The 18,583-nt window shown below is 68.7% G+C and carries 17 protein-coding genes; 9 read left to right on the top strand and 8 right to left on the bottom strand.

What is annotated here, in order from left to right; all coding sequences use genetic code 11:
• The first annotated feature begins 34 nt into the window (after positions 1-34).
• Positions 35-2,152 carry a tetratricopeptide repeat protein gene (locus tag QSK35_RS31385; RefSeq protein WP_285751198.1) on the top strand — a complete coding sequence of 706 codons (2,118 nt, stop codon included), beginning with the start codon at positions 35-37 and terminating at the stop codon, positions 2,150-2,152.
• Between the two features lie 55 nt (positions 2,153-2,207).
• Here QSK35_RS31385 and QSK35_RS31380 read toward each other — a convergent pair whose 3' ends face one another.
• The 3 genes from QSK35_RS31380 to QSK35_RS31370 are packed head-to-tail and all read right to left on the bottom strand — an operon-like array spanning position 2,208 to position 5,334.
• Positions 2,208-3,695, bottom strand: a complete 1,488-nt coding sequence (locus QSK35_RS31380; RefSeq protein ID WP_285751197.1) for an aldehyde dehydrogenase (NADP(+)) — start codon at positions 3,693-3,695, stop codon at positions 2,208-2,210.
• Positions 3,692-4,516, bottom strand: a complete 825-nt coding sequence (locus QSK35_RS31375) for an NAD-dependent epimerase/dehydratase family protein (protein WP_285751196.1) — start codon at positions 4,514-4,516, stop codon at positions 3,692-3,694. The genes QSK35_RS31380 and QSK35_RS31375 overlap by 4 nt, the downstream gene beginning before the upstream one ends.
• Before the next feature lie 44 nt (positions 4,517-4,560).
• Entirely contained in the window at positions 4,561-5,334 is a 774-nt protein-coding gene (locus QSK35_RS31370) for an IclR family transcriptional regulator (protein WP_285751195.1), read from the bottom strand.
• Positions 5,335-5,458: 124 nt separating this feature from the next.
• Between QSK35_RS31370 and QSK35_RS31365 the strand changes: the two genes are divergently transcribed.
• The 8 genes from QSK35_RS31365 to QSK35_RS31330 all read left to right on the top strand — a co-directional run bounded on the left by QSK35_RS31365 (position 5,459) and on the right by QSK35_RS31330 (position 13,002).
• On the top strand, positions 5,459-6,772 hold the full coding sequence (locus tag QSK35_RS31365) for an ABC transporter substrate-binding protein (RefSeq protein ID WP_285751194.1): 1,314 nt from the start codon (positions 5,459-5,461) through the stop codon (positions 6,770-6,772).
• Positions 6,773-6,849: 77 nt separating this feature from the next.
• Positions 6,850-7,740, top strand: a complete 891-nt coding sequence (locus QSK35_RS31360) for a carbohydrate ABC transporter permease (protein ID WP_285751193.1) — start codon at positions 6,850-6,852, stop codon at positions 7,738-7,740.
• Positions 7,737-8,612 (top strand): carbohydrate ABC transporter permease, encoded by an 876-nt coding sequence (locus tag QSK35_RS31355; protein WP_285751192.1) that lies wholly within the window; start codon positions 7,737-7,739, stop codon positions 8,610-8,612. Before QSK35_RS31360 ends, QSK35_RS31355 begins: the two co-directional genes overlap by 4 nt.
• 9 nt (positions 8,613-8,621) lie before the next feature.
• Positions 8,622-9,524, top strand: a complete 903-nt coding sequence (locus QSK35_RS31350; protein WP_285751191.1) for a 5-dehydro-4-deoxyglucarate dehydratase — start codon at positions 8,622-8,624, stop codon at positions 9,522-9,524.
• Positions 9,521-10,780 carry a glucarate dehydratase family protein gene (locus QSK35_RS31345; protein WP_285751190.1) on the top strand — a complete coding sequence of 420 codons (1,260 nt, stop codon included), beginning with the start codon at positions 9,521-9,523 and terminating at the stop codon, positions 10,778-10,780. The genes QSK35_RS31350 and QSK35_RS31345 overlap by 4 nt, the downstream gene beginning before the upstream one ends.
• The gene (locus QSK35_RS31340) at positions 10,777-11,898 is read left to right on the top strand and encodes a hypothetical protein (RefSeq protein ID WP_285751189.1); all 1,122 of its coding nucleotides are present in this window, start codon (positions 10,777-10,779) and stop codon (positions 11,896-11,898) included. Before QSK35_RS31345 ends, QSK35_RS31340 begins: the two co-directional genes overlap by 4 nt.
• A gap of 61 nt (positions 11,899-11,959) precedes the next feature.
• Entirely contained in the window at positions 11,960-12,427 is a 468-nt protein-coding gene (locus QSK35_RS31335; protein ID WP_285751188.1) for a hypothetical protein, read from the top strand.
• 68 nt (positions 12,428-12,495) lie between these two features.
• The gene (locus QSK35_RS31330) at positions 12,496-13,002 is read left to right on the top strand and encodes a hypothetical protein (protein ID WP_285751187.1); all 507 of its coding nucleotides are present in this window, start codon (positions 12,496-12,498) and stop codon (positions 13,000-13,002) included.
• A 51-nt stretch (positions 13,003-13,053) separates the two neighbouring features.
• Here the strand turns inward: QSK35_RS31330 and QSK35_RS31325 are convergent, their stop codons facing one another.
• From QSK35_RS31325 to QSK35_RS31305, 5 genes are all read right to left on the bottom strand, one after another.
• Entirely contained in the window at positions 13,054-14,718 is a 1,665-nt protein-coding gene (locus QSK35_RS31325; protein ID WP_502881744.1) for a fumarate hydratase, read from the bottom strand.
• Positions 14,719-14,799: 81 nt separating this feature from the next.
• Entirely contained in the window at positions 14,800-15,369 is a 570-nt protein-coding gene (locus QSK35_RS31320) for a class I SAM-dependent methyltransferase (RefSeq protein ID WP_285751185.1), read from the bottom strand.
• A gap of 169 nt (positions 15,370-15,538) precedes the next feature.
• Complete coding sequence (locus QSK35_RS31315; protein ID WP_285751184.1) at positions 15,539-16,495, bottom strand: sigma-70 family RNA polymerase sigma factor; 957 nt, start codon at positions 16,493-16,495, stop codon at positions 15,539-15,541.
• Between the two features lie 207 nt (positions 16,496-16,702).
• Complete coding sequence (gene dtd / locus QSK35_RS31310) at positions 16,703-17,128, bottom strand: D-aminoacyl-tRNA deacylase (RefSeq protein WP_285751183.1); 426 nt, start codon at positions 17,126-17,128, stop codon at positions 16,703-16,705.
• A complete protein-coding gene (locus tag QSK35_RS31305) occupies positions 17,125-18,579 on the bottom strand; it encodes a DUF7782 domain-containing protein (protein ID WP_285751182.1) in 1,455 nt (484 codons plus the stop codon). The genes dtd and QSK35_RS31305 overlap by 4 nt, the downstream gene beginning before the upstream one ends.
• Between the last annotated feature and the right edge of the window lie 4 nt (positions 18,580-18,583).

The following is an 18,583-nucleotide window of genomic DNA, read 5'->3' as shown; positions in this document are numbered from 1 at the left end:
CGGTAACCTGAGGCCGGGGCGGAGGGGGATTTCGGTGACCGGGAACGTGTTCAGCGGCCAGGCCGACAACGTGGTGCAGGCCGGTGCGATCCACGGCGACGTGCACTTCCACGCGCCGCCACCGGACGGGCCCGTCGTCGTCGGCCTGATCCCGCACGAGCCGCCGCACTTCCAGTCGCGCGGAATCGTGCTCGACGACGCAGGCGTCTGCACGCTCACCGGACCGCCGGGCGTCGGCAAGACGCAGGTCGCGGCCGAGTACGCGCGGCGGCGGGTCCGGGACGGCTGGACCGTCGCGTGGATCAACGCCGAGTCCGCGGACCGGTTGCTGGCGGGCATGATCCAGCTCGCCGACCGGCTCGGGCTGCGGACCGACGACGCGGGCGCGCGGGTACGCGATCACCTGCAGAGCAAGCGGACCCCGGCGTTGCTGGTGTTCGACGACGTCGCCGACCTCGGCCTTGTGGCGCCCTATCTGCCTGCCGAGGGCACGGCCCAGGTGGTGATCACCAGGCCGGTCGGCGAGCTGGGACGCAACGTCGAAGTGCCGGTGTTCGACGAACAGACCGCGCTGGGTTTCGTCCAATCTGCGGGCGGAACCCTTGAGCTCGCCGCCGAACTGGGGTTCCTGCCGCTGGCGCTCGCCCAGGCCGCGGCGAAGATCCGCGCGGGCTGGGATCCGGCGGCCTACCTGGAGCGGGTCCGCAGGTTCGGGTCCGAGTGGATCGCCGTGGAGCCGTTCCTCGGGAGCGAGGTGCTCGCGACGCTGGCAGTGCTGTCGGCGGACGGTGTCGACCGGCGGATTCTCGACGCGAAGCGGGATCCAGCCGCGGTCGGCCGCGAGCTGGCCGCGCTGCACGAGGCGTCGGTGATCGAGTTCGCCGGCGAGGGCGCGGTCGTGATCCGCCCGGAGACGCAACGGATGGTCCGCGAACACCTCAAGGCGAACGGCCGGTACTCGGGTGTGCTGGACATGGAGATCGCGCGGCTCGTCCGGGTCGTGCCCGACCCGGCGCAGGCCTGGCAGCACCGGGTCTTCGGCGACGAGCTCGTCCGGCACGTCGAGGAGCTGCGGCACAACGCCGACCCGCTGCCGAGCGAGACCCGCGGTTTGCTGGTCCTGCGGAACTGGACGGTCGGCCACCTCGTGATGACCGCCGCGTTCGACCGCGCGATCCCGCTGGCGCACACCGTGTACGAGGACTGCGTGGCGGTGCTCGGCCCGGACCACCGCACCACGCTCGACGCGCTGGTCCACCTGGAGAGCGCGCTCGTGCAGGCGGACCGGTTCGCGGAGGCGATCCCGTGGGTCACGAAATCCCTGGCCGAACACCGGCGGGTGCTGGGGGACATGGACCCGGCCACGATGGCGGTGATGCACCGGGCCGCGGAACTGTTCCGGAAGTCGGGCCGGACGTCCGAAGCGATCCCGATGCTGGAGTGGGAGCTGCAGACGAGGCAGCGGACGTTCGGCACGATGGACCCCGGCACCCTGCGCGCGATGCGCGAACTGGGCATCGCCTACCTGCAGGACGGGCGGTCGAACGAGGCCGTCGAACTGACGGACCTCGCGTTGAAGGGCACGCAGAAGCTGTACGGCGTGATCCACATCGAATCCGCGACCGCCGCGTCCGCGCTGGCATCGGCGTGCCTCGCGGTGGGCCGCGTGGCGGACGGGATCCAGTGGGCGCAGACCGCGGCAGAGACATATCGGCGCTGCGAGGGCGATGACGCGCCGCTGACGTTGCTCGCGACGCGCAACGTAGGCAACGCCTACCTCAAGGCCGGTCGGACCGCCGACGCGATCAGCTGGCTCGGGACCGCCTGGGTGAAGCAGGGCAAGGTTCTCGGAGATCAGCACCGTGACACCTTGAACACTCTGTGGTGCCTGGCCGAGGCCCACGCCGCCGCGGGGCAACGAGGTGACGCGGCAAAGTGCTATCTGATGGTGTTCTTCGCGCGCCGGGTCGCGCTGGGGGACACGCATCCCGAGACGTTCGAGGCGCTCTCACACCTGGTGCCGCACCTCATCGCTACCGGGCAGCGGGCCGACGCGTTGCGTTGGTACGACGAGATCACCGCCGCGTGGGCCCACGCCCACGGCGCCGACCACCAGATCGTCCGCCGGCTGGTCGAGTCCCGGCCGCACTGAGGAACCGTTATGGCCACCATGACGGACCTCAAGTCCGTCATGGTGGCCATAACGGTCAGTGGGTACCGAGGACTCCGTCGATGCGGCGGGGGATGTTGAGGGGGTTGGCGTCCTGCAGCTCGGGCGGCAGCAGCTCGTCCGGCCACGACTGGTAGGTGACCGGCGCGATCCACCGCCGGATCGACGTGGCGCCGACCGAGGTGTGCAGCGGGTTCGTCGTCGCCGGCCACGGACCGCCGTGGTGCTGGCCCCACGCGACGGCGACACCCGTCGGCCACGCGTTGAAGATCAGCCGGCCCGCGATGTGCCGCAACGCCTCCGCGATGACACCGGCTGCCTCGTGATCGGACGGGGCCGCGTGCACGGTGCCGGTCAAGGTGCCGGGCAGCCGCCGCAGCACATCGACCAGATCGGCCGGGTCGGAGTAGGTGACCACGATGCCGGCCGGACCGAAGTGCTCCTCGGTCAGCTTCTCCAGGTTGTCGCGGAACGTCTCCAGCGGCACGGTGAACAGCCGCGGCTCGACGGCCCACGCCTCGTCCGGCTTCGTGCCGGTCGACACCACGGTCACCAGGTCGCTGGCGGCCAGGGCGTCGGTCGACGCGCGGTAGGAGTCGCACATGCGCTCGTTGAGCATCGCGCCACCACCGGAGGCGGCGACGGCCTCACCCAGTGCGGACACGATGGACGCGGGCGCGAACACCAGGCCGGGGTTGGTGCAGAACTGGCCGACGCCCATCGTCAGCGACTGCGCGAAACCCGCCGCGATGTCCGGAGTAGCGGCACCCGGCAGGATCACCGTCGGGTTCACGCTGCCCAGCTCGCCGTAGAACGGGATCGGGTCCGGACGGCCCTGCGCCAGGTCGAACAAAGCCCGCCCGCCGCCGGTCGAACCGGTGAAGCCCGCCGCCTTGATCGCCGGGTGCTGCACCAGAGCGCGACCGGACTCGGTGCCGTAGACGATCCCGAAAACACCTTCTGGGAGAACGGAAGCGACCACGCGCGCGGTCTCCACGGAGGTCCGCGGGTGCGCCGAATGTGCCTTCACCACAACGGGACAACCCGACGCCAGCGCGGACGCCGTGTCGCCGCCGGCGACGGAGAAGGCGAACGGGAAGTTGGACGCGGAGAACACCGCGACCGGCCCGAGTGGACGCAGCACGCGCCGCAGCACCGGCCGCGGCGGGATGATGTCCGGGTTGGCCGTGTCCAAGGTGGCCTCGACGTAGCTGCCCTCGCGCAGCACCTCGCCGAACAGCCGGATCTGGTTGGTGGTGCGCTTGAGCTCCACGGTCAGCCGCGGCACGCCCAGTGCCGTCTCCGTGTCGGCCGTGGTGATCAACAGCTCGGACGATGCGTCCAGCGCGTCCGCAAGCGAGTCCAGCACATCCGCGCGTTCGGTGGCCGGCAACGAAGACCACGGCCCGAAAGCGGCTGCCGCGGCCGAAGCGATCCGGTCGACCTCGCTGTCCGAGGTCTTCGGGACCCCGTCACCGAACGGCTCCCCGGTGCGCGGGTTGAAGCCCTGAACAACGCTGCTCAACGTCCTGCCTCCTTGACTGCGGTGTCGAACTCGGGGCCGCACCAGGCGCCACCCACGTACTTCGCGGCGTACGACGAAGGATCGAGCTCACCGTGCTCGGCGAGCACCTCGGCCGCGTACACCTCGGAGTTGTCCTTCGACTCGTACCCCAGAGCGTGTGCTTCGTCCAAAGAGAACCAGCGGCGGTCGTTGTCCGACACACCCCAGACGATCCGGAAACCCGGTGCGGGCACGGAAAGGCACGCCTCGAACAGGCGCGCGCCGTCGTCGGGGGAGAGCCAGGTCGAGAGCATCCGGACGTCCTTCGGCCGTTCGAAGCACGAGCCGATCCGGATGGTGATCACGTCGAGGCCGTAGCGGTCGGCGTACATGCTGCCGAGCGCCTCGACGGCGACCTTGCTGACGCCGTAGTAGGTGTCCGGGCGCGGGAACAGGTAGTCGCCCGCCTCACCCGAGGCGCGTTCGACGTAGCCGACGGCGTGGTTGGACGACGCCAGGATCACCCGCCGGACGCCCTGCCTGCGGGCCGCCTCCAGCACGGTGTGCGTGCCGTCGATGTTGACCCGCAGGATGTTCTCCCACGTGTTCTCCAGGCTGTGCCCGCCGAGGTGGATGACGGCGTCCACGTCCTTCATGGCCGACTCCATCGCGGCCATGTCGGTCACCGACGCCTGCAGCAGCTCGACGTTCTCGCCGTCCCGCGCCGCGGGCAGCTCGGCGACGTCCAGCAGCCGAAGGACGCGGTTCTCCGCCGCGAGACGGGGACGCATGAGCGTTCCCACCACGCCGGCGGCGCCGGTGATCAGGATGCGTGCGGTCACGGGTTGTTACCCCTCCGTGTTGGACAGTCTGTCGGTAAACCTTTTCAGCGACCGAACTGGCGGAGAAGCTCGGTGATCGTTCGGGCGGCGTCCAGCAGGGCACTGACGACCTGACGTTCGTGGTCGGGGTCCAGTCTGCCCAACGGCACCGAGCAACTCATAGCGTCCATCACGGGATTGCGGTACGGCAGGGCCACGGCGAAGCAGCCGAGACCAGGCGTGTTCTCTTCGCGTTCGTGGGCATATCCGACATTCCGGAAGCCCGCGAGCTGGTCGTGCAACGCGGTGCGGTCGATCACGGTGTTCGGCGTCAGCGCCGTCAGTTCCGCGGGCAGGATCAGCTCGACCTCGTCGCGCGTGCGCGTCGCGAGCAGCGCCTTGCCCAGCGACGTGGAGTGCGCGGGCAGCCGGCGGCCGACGCGGGAGACGACGCGCAGGTGGTGCTCGGACTCACGGCTGGCCAGGTAGACGACGTCCGGTCCGTCGAGCCGCGCCAGGTGCACGGTCTCGTTGACGTCCTGGCGGACCTGCTCCATCACGCGGATCGCGGCACGCACCACGGGGTCGTGGTCCAGGTAGGACGTACCGACCAGCAGGGCGCGCACGCCGATGCCGTAGGTGCCGCGCTCGGGGTCGACCTCGACCCACCCGCGCGCGACGAGCGTCTGCAGCAGCATGTAGAGGCTGGACTTCGGGTAGCTCAGCTCCCGGTGCAGCTCGGTGAGCGTCAGGCGCCGGTCGGAAGCCGAGAGAACCTCGAGTAGTTCGACCGTTCGGTCAGCGCTCTTTACGGCGCCCGGACGAGCTGGGGATGTCACCTGGCCTCCTGCGAAACGTACCCGCAACACGCTCTTGACACGTTGCTGTGGTGATTCTTACAGTCCTGAACCACGTTCACAAGTACGACCCTAGTTCACATACGTGAAACGGACGGTCCTGAAGATGCCTCGTTGGTCGATCACCGCGGTCTCGGCGATCGCTGTGCTGGTTGCGGGTTGTGGCTCGTCCACACCGGCGGCGACGTCCAACAAGGACCCCAACAAGCCCCTTGAGGTCTGGACGCGCAGCACCGAGGCCACGGCCAAGGTCTACACCAAGATCTTCGCGGACTTCGAGGCCAAGACCGGCGTGAAGGTCGACTACAAGCCGATCTACCAGGACTTCGACAAGCAGGTGCAGGCGCGGGCCGCGTCCAAGGACCTGCCGGACGTCGTCATCAACGACACCGGCTCGCTCGGCAACTTCGTCAAGCAGGGCTGGGTCACCGAGGTCGACAAGGGCTCGATCGCGGGCAACGGCGACATCGTCGACCGCGCGTGGAACAACGCGAAGGCCGCGGACGGCAAGTACTACGCCGTGCCGTACTCGACGCAGGCCATGATCACGCTGATCCGCAAGGACTGGCGCGAGAAGCTCGGCAAGCCGGTTCCGAAGACGTGGGACGAGCTGGCCGACCTCGCGAACGCGTTCACCAAGAACGACCCGGACGGCAACGGCCAGGCCGACACGTACGGGATGCTCGTACCCGGCACCACCGACCGCGGCTACCTCGCCTGGTGGGCGGCCAGCTACATCTGGCAGGGCGGCGGCGACATCCTGAAGGACCAGGGCAACGGCAAGTTCTCCGTCGCGATCGACTCGCAGGAGTCGGTGAAGTCCGTCGAGTACCTGCGCAAGCTGTTCTGTGACGACAAGGTCATCCAGCCGGGCGCGCTGACGTTGAGCACGAACGACGCGCACCCGCTGTTCGAGTCCGGCAAGAGCGGCATCTACCTCACCGGCCCGTACATGCTCGGCCGGTTCGACAAGTCCCTGGGCAAGGACAAGTACGAGGTCATCGAGTCCCCGAAGGGGCCGGCCGGGTCCACTGTGCTCGGTGAGGGCGAGGACATCTACCTGATGGCCGGGTCCGCGAAGACGGCCGAGCAGAAGAAGCTCGCCGAGTACCTGATCACGCCGGACGCGCAGAAGGCGGGCATGAAGGGCGATCCGCAGCCGGTCGTGCGCCTGTCGGTCAACAAGAACGTGAACACCAAAGAGGTCTACAACGACGAGCGGTGGAACACGACGGCGAAGGTCTACGCCGACCAGGCGCGGCCGTTCCCGAGCGTCCCGAACTTCACCCCGTTCCGGCAGCAGACCTCCGAGAAGCTCAACTCCATCTTCGCCAAGTGCAGCCCGGACGTAGCGGGTGAGCTCAAGGCGCTGGCGGAGAACCTGAAGAAGGAACTGGACAACCAGAAGGCGTCGCAGTGACGGCGGTTCAACCGCTCAGCGACACCCAAGACGTGGGCTCGACGGCTAGTGGCGGCGGTGCCGTCGAAACCCACCCCGTGAGGCGGCGCCGCCGGCGCCGCCTCACGGGAGCCACCTTTGTTCCATGGCTTTATCTCACGCCGGCCTTCCTGATCTTCCTGGTCTTCAAGTACATCCCCATGGCGGAGGGCATCCGCCTCAGCATGTTCGAGGTCCGGCCGTTCCTCGGCGACCTCTTCGTCGGCTTCGCGAACTACGCCAAGATCTTCGACGACGACCGGTTCACCGCCGCGATCTGGCACACGCTGATCCTCGCCGCGGGCCAGACGTTCGGGTCGATGTTCCTCGGCTTCTTCCTGGCGCTGCTGCTGGAGGGTCACGCGCGGTCGCTGTGGTTCGTGCGTTCCGCGGTGTTCCTGCCGGTCGTGGCCGCGACCGCGGTCATCGGCGAGATCTGGCGGCTGCTCTACTACCCGGCGCCCGACGGTTTCGTGAACACCGCGCTGTCGTGGATCGGCCTGGGGCCGTGGGAGTTCATCGACAGCCCCGACCAGTCGCTGGTGTCCGTGATGGCCGTGGGCATCTGGAAGCACGCGCCGTACGACATGGTGCTGATCATCGCCGGGCTCGCGGGCATCGACCGGCAGCAGTACGAGGCCGCCGCGATCGACGGAGCCTCGACGTGGCAACGGATCCGGCACGTGACGCTGCCCGCGCTGCGCCCGGTCGTGACGATCCTGCTGACCCTGGCGTCCATCCGGGGGCTGCGCGTGTTCACCGAGGTCTACGTGTTGACCGGTGGCGGGCCCGCCGGGTCGACCGACGTGTGGATGACCCGCGTGTTCACCACGGCGTTCGAACAGTCCGAGCTCGGCATCGCCTCCGCGGGCTCGGTGATGCTGTTCCTCATCACGCTCGCCCTGACGCTCGTCGTGCAGCTCTACCGGCGATCCAGGGAGGTGCGATGAGCGTCGCGGGCCGTTGTGACACGGCGCTGGGCTGGAACACCTCCCGGGACGCCTGGCTTTCCCGTGGTATCCGGATCCTGTTGTGCGCCGGTGCGCTGATCTTCTTCACCGGACCGCTGCTGGTGATCTTCTCCGGCGCGTTCGACAACAACCACGACCCGACCAAACTGTCGGTCCTCCCGAACTCCCCATCACTGATCAACTTCGTGGTGGCGGGCCAGAACAAGATCTGGCACTACCTGACGAACTCGCTCGTCATCGCGGGCGGGGCGTTGCTGCTGCAGATCGCGGTGAGCGTGTTCGCCGCGTACGCGCTGGCGCGCAAGAAGTTCCGTGGTCAGGCGATCGTGCTGCTCGCGATCCTGACCACGATGATGCTGCCGGAGGAGGTCATCGCGATCCCGCTGTCGCTGGTGATCGGAGACCTACCGCTGGTGCACGTGAGCCTGAAGGGCACCCTGCTGGGCGTGATCCTTCCGTTGGGCGCGTGGGGTTTCTCCATCTTCGTCATGACCGAGTTCATGAAGGAGATCCCACTCGAGCTCGAGGAAGCGGCCAAAGTGGACGGTGCCGGGGAGATGCGGGTGTTCCTGCAGATCATCCTCCCCCTCTGCCGGCCGGCACTCGGCGTCATCGCCGTGTTCGGCTTCAACATGATTTGGGAGCAGTACCTGCTCCCCCTGATCGTCGCCGCTGACCCCTCCGATTACACGCTCACGGTCGCACTTCTGTCGCTCCGGTCCGACGATCAGGTCGGTCCGGGCATCGTGCTGGCCGGTGCGTTGCTCGCGCTGGTGCCAAGCTTGCTTGTGTACCTGTCGCTGCAGAAGTCCTTCCTGCGTGGGATCACCACCGGAGCGATCAAGGGATGAGTGTCTGGTATGCAACTCGATGGTGTGCTGTTCTTCCCGGTGACCCCGTTCGACCCCGAGGGGGCGGTCGCCGAGTCCGTGCTCGCTGAGCACATCAAGCACGGCGTCTCGGCCGGTCCGGGCGCGGTCTTCGTCGCCTGTGGCACAGGGGAGTTCCACGCTCTCGAGATCGACGAGTTCGAGCGTGCCGTCGCCGTCGCCGTCGAGGCCACCGCGGGCCGCGTGCCGGTGTTCGCCGGTGCCGGTGGACCCGTTGGTGCCGCCAAGAAGTTCGCGCTGGCCGCTGCCCGTGCCGGTGCGGACGGCTTGCTGCTGCTGCCGCCATACCTGGTGACGAACCCGCCGCGCGGGCTCGTCCGGTACGTGACCGAGGTGGCGTCGGCGACCGAGCTGCCGATCATCGTGTACCAGCGCAACAACGCCGTGTTCACGCCGGAGACCGCGGTCGAGGTGGCGTCGCTGCCGACCGTGATCGGCTTCAAGGACGGGCTCGGCGACCTCGACCAGCTGCAGCGCGTCGTGCTCTCGGTGCGGTCCCAGGTGAACAAGCCGTTCCAGTTCTTCAACGGCCTGCCGACCGCGGAGCTGACCGTGCCCGCGTACCGGGGGATCGGCGTCGACCTGTACTCGTCCGCGGTGTTCTGCTTCGCGCCGGACATCTCGCTCGCGTTCTACAACGCGGTGACCTCGGGTGACACGGTGCTGACGCAACGGTTCCTGACCGAGTTCTTCAAGCCGCTGGTCGAGCTGCGCGACCAGGTGCCCGGCTACGCGGTGTCGCTCGTGAAGGCCGCGGTTCGTGCGTCCGGCCTCGACGTCGGTGGCGTCCGGCCGCCGCTGCTGGACCCGACGCCGGAACACCTCGAACAGCTCGACACGATCATCGCCGCCGGTAGGAAGCTGCTGGCATGAAGATCACCGAGATTGTCCTCACGCCGATCGCCTTTCGGGACCCGCCCCTACTGAACTCCGCGGGCGTGCACGAGCCGTGGGCGCTGCGCACGATCGTCGAGGTTCGCACGGACTCCGAGTTCTCCGGGCTCGGTGAGACCTACGGCGATCTCGGGCACCTGGAGCGGCTGCGCAAGGTCGCGCCCTCGCTGGTGGGCCTGGATGTGTTCGCGTTGAACGAGATGCACTCACGGGTCGCGGTCGCGCTGGGCGGCAAGTCCGGGTCCGACAAGCACGGCCTGACCGGCCAGCTGAGCGTCGCGGGCACCGTGGACCGCGTGTACTCGCCGTTCGAGGTGGCGTGCCTGGACATCCAGGGCCAGGCCCTGGGGCGTCCGGTGTCCGACCTGCTGGGCGGTGCGATCCGGTCGTCGGTGCCGTACTCCGCCTACCTGTTCTACAAGTGGGACGGGCATCCGGGCGCGGAGCCCGACGAGTGGGGCGAGGCGATCGACCCCGCGGGCATCGTCGCGCAGGCCCAGAAGATGATCTCCGAGTACGGCTTCGGGTCGATCAAGCTCAAGGGTGGTGTCTTCCCGCCGGAGCAGGAGATCGAGGCGATCCGCGCGCTGCGCGAGGCGTTCCCCACGCACCCGTTGCGGCTCGACCCCAACGCGGCGTGGTCGCCCGCCACGTCGTTGAAGGTCGCGGCCGAGCTGGACGGTGTCCTGGAGTACCTCGAGGACCCCACGCCGGACATCTCGGGGATGGCCGAGGTCGCCGCTTCGGCACCGATGCCGTTGGCCACCAACATGTGTGTGGTGGCGTTCGAGCACCTCAAGCCGTCGGTCGAGGTGAACGCGGTGCAGGTGATCCTGTCCGACCACCACTACTGGGGCGGGCTGCAGCGGTCGCGGCAACTGGGCGCGATCTGCTCGGCGTTCGGCATCGGGCTGTCCATGCACTCCAACTCGCACCTGGGCATCTCGCTGGCGGCTATGACGCACCTGGCGTCCGCAACTCCGAACCTCAGCTACGCATGCGACACGCATTACCCGTGGAATGCGGCGGACGAGGTGGTCGAGCCTGGCGTTCTGTCCTTTGTGGATGGCGCACTGCGGGTGCCGACGGGCCCCGGTCTCGGTGTCTCGCTCGACCGGGACGCGTTGGCGCGCCTGGCGGAGAACTACGAGAAGTGCGGAATCACCTCTCGTGACGACACCGGCTACATGCAGAAGTTCGACCCGAGCTACGAGAGGAAGCGTCCCCGGTGGTGACGACGGTTGCCCACGCCTACCCGTGGGATCTCATCGGTGATCCCGACGCGGCCGAGCGGTACGCCTCGCTCGGTGTCGACGCGATCGCCCTGGCGTCGTCGTACCACACGGTCCGCGCCGCGACGCCGCTTCACCCCCAGCACCGGCTGATCGACGCGCGGCACGCGGCGTTCTACCTGCCCGTGCGCGAGTCGAAGTTCGGCCGGCTGGTTCCCGCGGAACCGTCCTGGGTGGACTCGAACTCGTTCGCCATCGCCCGGGATGCCGTGCGTGGTGCGGGTCTGCCGGTGTACGCGTGGACGGTGCTGACGCACAACAGCCGGCTCGGCGACCTGCATCCGGACGTGACCGTGGTGAACGCCTTCGGCGACCGCTACCCGTACGCGTTGTGCACGGCCAATTCCGACGTGGTCGAGTACACGCGCAACGTGGTGTCCGAGGTGCTGGAGCTCGGTGAGCCCGATGGGATCATCCTGGAAGCCTGTGGCCCCTTGGGTTTCGTGCACGGCGGCCACCACGAGAAGACCGAGGGCGCCGACTGGTCCGCGGTGCAGCAGAAGCTGCTGTCGCTGTGCTTCTGCGCCGCGTGTGTCGAGTTGTACCCCGACCCGGATGCTCTGCGGCAGGCGGTCCGGGCGGGCGTCGAGGGGGGTTCGCCCAGCGTCGAGGAAGCGTTGGGCGACCTCGCCGAGCCTGTTCAGTCGGTGCGTACGTCCGTGGTGCGTTCGTTGCGGCAGACGCTGGTTTCGCTCATCCGGTCGGTGGCGCCTTCCATTCGTGTTGGCATGCACGTCACGGCGGACCCGTGGGGCACCGGCCCGTTCGCTTCCGTGGCGGGCGGTGTCGACGCCGATGTCGACGTGCTGACGACGATGTGCTGGCCGGGGCCCGATGTCGCGGTGCCGGGGATCCAGGCGTTGCAGGCGGTGACGGACATTCCGCTGGCCGCCTATGTGCTGGGTCTGCCGCCCAAACCGGCGGACGGGTCCGCCTTGTTGAAGGAGTGGCTCGCGTACGTGGACGCCGGTGTGCGGGAGTTCCACCTGTACCACGCGGGGCTGGCATCGCCGGCGCGGCTGGACGCGCTGCGTGAGGCGGTGGCCGGTCTTCCCCGGTAACTGTTGATTGCGGTTTTGCAACCCGATCCGAGCGCGGTTCCGTCCTCTGAACATGAGACGCATGGGAACCGTAGTTGGCACTGGCGTCCTGCTGCTGGTGATGACCGCCTGCGGCAGTGCGCAGCTCGGATCGGGTTCGTCCGCGGGTGGGAGCACTCCCACGCTCGGCACGTCCACGCCTGCCGAGCCTCCTGGTATCGCCCCCGGTGAGATTCCGCCGGACGGCAAACCGGTGTCGCTGTCGAAGGTCGACGCCTCCGCGCTGGCACCGGAGTACCCCAAGACGGTGTGGACGCAGGGCGACGGCAAGACGGTCGGCGTGATCGGTCAGGAAGGCGGCTGCGGCAAGGTCAGCGCCTCCGTTCTGGCCCAGGACGCTTCCTCGGTGAAGATCGAGTTGCTGGAGACCCTTCCGCTGGAGAAGAAGATGTGCACCATGGACATCCGATTTCCCCCGCTGACGGTGGCGCTGGACCAGCCGCTGGGTGACCGGACGGTCGTGCTGTCTTCTCGCCAGGAACAGAAGTAGGACCTCCCTCCCGGATGCCCGGCCGACACTGCCCCGTCGGCCGGGCATCACCTGCAAGGATGGTGCGCATGAGACTGTTGGGTGTGCTCGCACTGGCGTCGGTGCTGCTCGCGGGCTGTAGCTCGGGCGGGTCGCCATCGGGGTCCTCCGGCGTGTCTCCCACGTCGTCGCCCGGCACCGGTGGCGTGGGCTCGTCCACGGTCAAGCCGCCCGCTCCGACGCCGCCGGTGACGATCTCCGACACCGCGGTCGTCGTGCCTCCGGGCGTCAAGGAAGTGCCGCGCGAGAAGGTCGACGCCGGCTCGCTGTCCGACACCTATCGGCGGGACGCGTTCGTGTTCAACGACGGGCGCGACGTCCAGGTGTGGGGCGTGGCCGGTGGCTGCAAGGAGGCCAAGGCCGAGGTGACCGGCCAGTCCGCCGAGGTCGTCCAGGTCACACTGGTGACGATCACGCGGCAGCCGTCCGGGACCGTGTGTACGCAGGAGCTGAAGCAGGTGCCGTTGACCGTGCACCTGGACGCGCCACTCGGTGACCGCCAGCTCGTACTGGAAGCGCGCGAGGAATCCGGCTGACGGTCGTGAGTGGTTTCCGTCGCCATAGCGACGGAAACCACTCACGACCGGTTACTTGCGGAAGCTGATCTGCAACGTCGGCGCGGACGTCTCGGCGAAGAAGTCGTTGCCCTTGTCGTCGACCACGACGAACGCGGGGAAGTCCTCCACCTCGATCTTCCAGACCGCCTCCATGCCCAGCTCGGGGTACTCGAGCACCTCGACCTTGCGGATGCAGTCCTGCGCCAGCCGCGCCGCCGGCCCGCCGATCGACCCCAGGTAGAAGCCGCCGTGCTCCTGGCAGGCGTTCGTCACCTGCTTGGACCGGTTGCCCTTGGCGAGCATCACCAGCGACCCGCCGGCGGCCTGGAACTGTTCGACGTAGGAGTCCATACGACCGGCCGTGGTGGGACCGAAGCTGCCCGACGCATAGCCCTCGGGCGTCTTGGCCGGACCGGCGTAGTAGACCGGGTGGTCCTTGAGGTACTGCGGCATCGGCTCGCCCGCGTCGAGGCGTTCCTTGATCTTCGCGTGCGCGATGTCGCGGGCGACGACGAGCGGGCCGGTCAGCGAGACGCGGGTCTTCACGGGCAGCTTGGCGAGCGTCGCGCGGATCTCGTCCATCGGCAGGTTGAGGTCGATCTTGACGACCTCGTCGGACAGGTCCTCGCCCTCGATCTCGGGCAGGAAGTGCGCCGGGTCGCGCTCCAGCTGCTCCAGGAACACGCCCTCAGCGGTGATCTTCGCCTTGGCCTGCCGGTCGGCGCTGCAGGACACCGCGATGCCCACCGGGCACGACGCACCGTGCCGGGGAAGTCGGATGACGCGCACGTCGTGGCAGAAGTACTTGCCGCCGAACTGGGCGCCGATGCCGAAGTTGCGCGTCAGCTCCAGCACCTGCTGCTCGAGGTCCGTGTCGCGGAACGCGTGGCCCAGCGGCGAGCCCTCGGTCGGCAGGTCGTCCAGGTACCGGGCGCTCGCCAGCTTGGCGACCTTCAGGTTCTGCTCGGCGCTCAGACCACCGACGACCACCGCCAGGTGGTAGGGCGGGCATGCCGCGGTGCCCAACGAGCGCAGCTTCTCGTCCAGGAACGTCGCGAGGCGCTTCGGGTTCAGCAGCGCCTTGGTCTCCTGGTAGAGGAACGTCTTGTTGGCGCTGCCGCCGCCCTTGGCCATGAACAGGAACTCGTACACCGGGTCCGCGCCGGGCTTGTGGAACAGCTCGATCTGCGCGGGCAGGTTGGTGCCGGTGTTCTTCTCGTCCCAGAAGGTGACCGGGGCCATCTGCGAGTACCGCAGGTTCAGCTCCTGGTAGGCGTCGAACACGCCCTTGGCGAGCGCCTGCTCGTCCTCACCGCCGGTGAGGACGGTCTCGGTGCGCTTGCCCATGATGATCGCCGTGCCGGTGTCCTGGCACATCGGCAGCACGCCGCCCGCGGAGATGCAGGCGTTGCGCAGCAGGTCCATCGCGACGAACCGGTCGTTGCCGCTGGCCTCTGGGTCGTCGACGATCTTGCGCAGCTGGGCGAGGTGCGACGGGCGCAGCAGGTGCTGGATGTCGCGGATCGCTTCCTTCGCGAGCAGGGTGAGCGTCTCGGGCGCGATCTCGAGGAACTTCCGGCCCCCGGCCTCGACGACCTTCACCCCCTCCGACGTGACCAGGCGGTATTCGGTGTGGGTGTCCTTCGCGAGCGGAAGGACGTCGGAGTACTCGAAGGTGGTGGGCACAGCGGACACAACTCCATCGGTGTGCGTTCGGGTTCAGAAACCGTATACCCGTCCTGCACTGGTGCGCGGTATGCCCGGATGTGATTCGCGTCAGCGCGGGCTGACCAGCAGGTAGCGCTCGTCGGAGATCTCGCGTCCCCACAACGCCGGGTCGTCCAGCCGCCGCACGACCGCCTCGCGCCGGCACCCCAGCACGAGTGCCTCGCACTCGGCCGCCGTCAACCCGGCCCCGGTGGACCACCGGCCCTCGACGAGCACCAGACGGCCGCCGGGACGCAGCAGCCGCACCCACCGTTCCAGAGCGGCGACGGGGTCCGGCAGCGCCCACAACACGTGCCGCGCGACGACCACGTCGAAGGACGCCGGGGGATACGGCGGTTCGGCGGCATCGCCCTGGCGGAACTTCACGCCGAGATGCCCGGCTTTCGCGACCGCCAGCGCGACCATCCGCTGCGACAGGTCCAGCCCGCGCACGGTGTGGCCCGCCGAGGCCAGCAGCTCCGACAGGCTGCCCGTCCCGCACCCGAGGTCGACGACCGACGAGGCGGGCGGGATCAGAGGAAGCAGCAGATCGGCCCAGGCCGCCCGCACGGCGGGGTCGGTCAGCCCGTGGTCGGGCTTGAGGTCGAACGTCGCCGCTTGTGTGTCCCAGAACGACACAAAGTCCTCCAGACAGCAGGAAGGCCGGGGCAGCCCCCGGCTGCCCCGACCTTCCTCCGAGTGCGACGTCCGACACGACATGGGGTGGCGGGCGTCGCGTGGTCCGTGTAACGCCCGACCGTGCCGTGAGTTGAGTCACAAGTCAACACTGCCGAACGGGTGAGAAAAGCTAGCTCGCGTAAGCACGCAGCTTCGCGGCTCGCTCACCCTGTCGGAGCTTCGACATCACTTCGCGTTCGATCTGCCGCACGCGCTCGCGTGACAGGCCGAAACGCTTCCCGATCTGGTCCAGCGTGCGCGGCTGACCGTCCTCCAGGCCGTAGCGGAGGCGAATCACCGCCTGCTCGCGCGGCTCCAGCGTGGCGAGCACGCGCCGCAGGTCGTCCTGCAGCAGACCGGAGATGACGGCGCTCTCGGCGTCGGCGGCGTCCGAGTCCTCGATGAAGTCACCGAGGGGCGCGTCCTCCTCCGTGCCGACCGGCATGTCCAGCGATACCGGGTCGCGGGCGTGGTCGAGCAGGTCGGCGACCTTGTCGACCGGGATGCCGGACTCCTTCGCCAGTTCCTCGTTCGTCGCTTCACGGCCGAGCTGCTGGTGCAGGTCGCGCTTGATGCGGGCGAGCTTGTTCACCTGCTCGACCAGATGAACGGGAAGGCGAATGGTGCGGCCCTGGTCCGCCATTCCGCGGGTGATGGCCTGACGGATCCACCACGTCGCGTAAGTCGAGAACTTGAATCCCTTGGTGTAGTCGAACTTCTCCACCGCGCGGATCAGGCCCAGGTTCCCCTCCTGGATCAGATCGAGCAGTGGCATTCCACGACCCGTGTACCTCTTCGCGAGGGAAACGACGAGCCGCAGATTCGCCTTCAGCAGGTGGTCCTTCGCGACCCGGCCGTCGCGGACGAGCTCACCGAGCTCGGCGCGGCGGGTGGGGGACAGGCGCTTGGCCGTGTCCATCATGTGCTGCGCGAAGATGCCTGCTTCGATCCGCTTGGCGAGATCGACCTCTTCCGCGGCGGTGAGCAGGGCCGTCTTGCCGATTCCGTTCAGGTAGACTCGAACCAGATCGGCGGCCGGACCCTGTGCGTCGAGGTCCTGCTCTTCCAAGGTGCTCGGGACGGTCATGGATCTCCCTCCCCCTGTCGCGGGCTTGGCTTCAGCGTCTGGCGCGGCGCTGCGCCCCGTGGCGGCGGGCCCGCTCGGGATCCCATCGCTTGCTGGCTGTCATTGGGTCAACGGACACGATTTCGAATTCGTTCCCGTCCACCCGATCTGAAGACGTCGCCGCCGTCACAACCGTTGCGCGACAAAAGCTGAGAAGTGCCTGAGAGATCAGACTTCCAGCAACACCGTGAACGGACCGTCGTTCACGCTCCGTACCGCCATCATGGCTCCGAAACGTCCCGTTTCCACCCGCGCACCCTTTGTGCGCAACAGGTCGACTACGCGCTGCACCAACGGCTCCGCGACCTCCGGGCGGGCGGCCGCCGTCCACGAAGGACGGCGGCCTTTCCGGACATCTCCGTAGAGTGTGAATTGGCTCACAACGAGCAATGGCGCACCGGTCGTGGCGCAGGACTCCTCGTCCCGCAGGATCCGCAGTTCGTGCAGCTTGCGGGCCATCACGGCGGCCTGGTCCTCGCCGTCGTCGTGGTGCACGCCGAGCAGCACCAGCAGGCCCGGCTCGTCGATCGCGCCGACGACCTCACCCTCCACGACGACGCTGGCCTCCGTCACGCGAGCGACGACGGCCTTCACGCGGGCACCAGCATTCCGTGCCTGATGAGGTCGCGAACGACCGGCAACGCTGCCTGCACGTCGATCTCGCCGTACGCGAACTCCAGCAACGCCAACAGATCCTCCAGCGGCAGGGCGCCGCGGCACCCGGCGAGCAGCTTCGCGGTCGGCTCGTCGACCTCGTGCTGCCAGCCCGGCCCGTCCGTGCGGTGCAGGCGCCGCACGATCGACGTCCACCCGTCCTCGCCCGGCTGCGAAACCTCTTCCAGGAGCACGGTTTCCGGCACGACGAACGTCTGCGAAAGCAGCTCGCCGCCGTGCGCGCGCAGCCACGCGACGCGGTCCAGCCACGCCGCCGCCTCCGGCCCCAGCGGGTCGTCGTAGGCGTGCCGCAGGTCTTCGCATACCACCTCGGAGTGCTCCAAGTCCGTGCGCCGCAACGTCACGTACCCGAACCCGACGCCCTCGACATCGTTCTGCGCGAACCAGTCCAGCCACGCGGCCGCCTTCTCGCGCCCCTCGGCCGACCTCGGGTCCACGCCCGCGTCCCGCAGCCACGTCCCGACGTACAAGGCGGGATCCGCGACGTCGCGCTGCACGAACCACGCGTCCACGCCGCCGCGCGGCAACCAACCGGAAACCCGCTCCGCCCAGTCCTGCCCCTTGAGGTGCAGCCACGACGCCAGCAGCTGCCCGACGCCACCCTCGTTGAGGAACGCCGGCATCTGCCGGATCACCAACGCGGACGCGTCATCGCCGCCGAGCCCGGAGTCGCGGTACACGTAGTCCACCCGCGGCGGCCCCACGACGAACGGCGGGTTGCACACGACCTGGTCGAACCGCCGGTTGCGCACGGGGCCGAACCACTCGCCCTGCCGCAGCTCGACGTCCAGCTCGTTGATCCGGAACGTGCCCTCGGCGAGCTTGAGCGCCCGCTCGGACAGGTCGGTGGCCGTGATCTTCCGCGCGTGCGTGCTCGCGTGCAGCGCCTGCACCCCGCAGCCGGTACCCAGGTCGAGCAGCGTGCCGACCGGGCGCCGCGCCGTAGCGCGCGCCAGGCTGATCGACGCGTGCCCGACGCCCAGCACGTGGTCCTCGGGCACCGCGCCGCCGCGCAGGTCGGAGTCGAGGTCCGCGATCACCCACCAGTTGTCCTCGTACGGGCGGATGTCGAGCGCCGGCCGGTTCTCGCGCGTGATGATCTGCGCGGTCTGGTCCTGGTCGAGCCCAAGGATCTTGGCGGCCTCAGGTTCGGCATCACCCAACAGGAACAGCCGGATGAGCGCGCCGAGGTCACCGGCGTCGCGGCTGGCGCGGCGAGCGGCCTCCGGCTCGTTGCGGCCGAGCGCGGCGTGCGCCTGCGGCCCGAGGGCGTCCACGACGCCGTCCGCGGTGTATCCGACGGTCAGGAACGCCTCGCGCAGTCGTGCGCACAGGTCGGCGGAGAGATCGGGTTGCACGGGCCAGATCATCTCA

The organism is Lentzea sp. NBRC 105346 (assembly GCF_030269605.1).
In the GTDB taxonomy this organism is placed as follows: domain Bacteria; phylum Actinomycetota; class Actinomycetes; order Mycobacteriales; family Pseudonocardiaceae; genus Lentzea.
The sequence above is the reverse complement of the archived record's forward strand: the minus strand, read 5'-3'. Positions and strand labels throughout refer to the sequence as shown.

Coding starts and splice junctions, on each gene's coding strand:
- QSK35_RS31365 (WP_285751194.1), top strand. CDS start 5,459: ATGCCTCGTTGGTCGATCACCGCGGTCTCGGCGATCGCTGTGCTGGTT.
- QSK35_RS31355 (WP_285751192.1), top strand. CDS start 7,737: ATGAGCGTCGCGGGCCGTTGTGACACGGCGCTGGGCTGGAACACCTCC.
- QSK35_RS31350 (WP_285751191.1), top strand. CDS start 8,622: ATGCAACTCGATGGTGTGCTGTTCTTCCCGGTGACCCCGTTCGACCCC.
- QSK35_RS31345 (WP_285751190.1), top strand. CDS start 9,521: ATGAAGATCACCGAGATTGTCCTCACGCCGATCGCCTTTCGGGACCCG.
- QSK35_RS31335 (WP_285751188.1), top strand. CDS start 11,960: ATGGGAACCGTAGTTGGCACTGGCGTCCTGCTGCTGGTGATGACCGCC.
- QSK35_RS31330 (WP_285751187.1), top strand. CDS start 12,496: ATGAGACTGTTGGGTGTGCTCGCACTGGCGTCGGTGCTGCTCGCGGGC.
- QSK35_RS31315 (WP_285751184.1), bottom strand. CDS start 16,495: ATGACCGTCCCGAGCACCTTGGAAGAGCAGGACCTCGACGCACAGGGT.
- QSK35_RS31305 (WP_285751182.1), bottom strand. CDS start 18,579: ATGATCTGGCCCGTGCAACCCGATCTCTCCGCCGACCTGTGCGCACGA.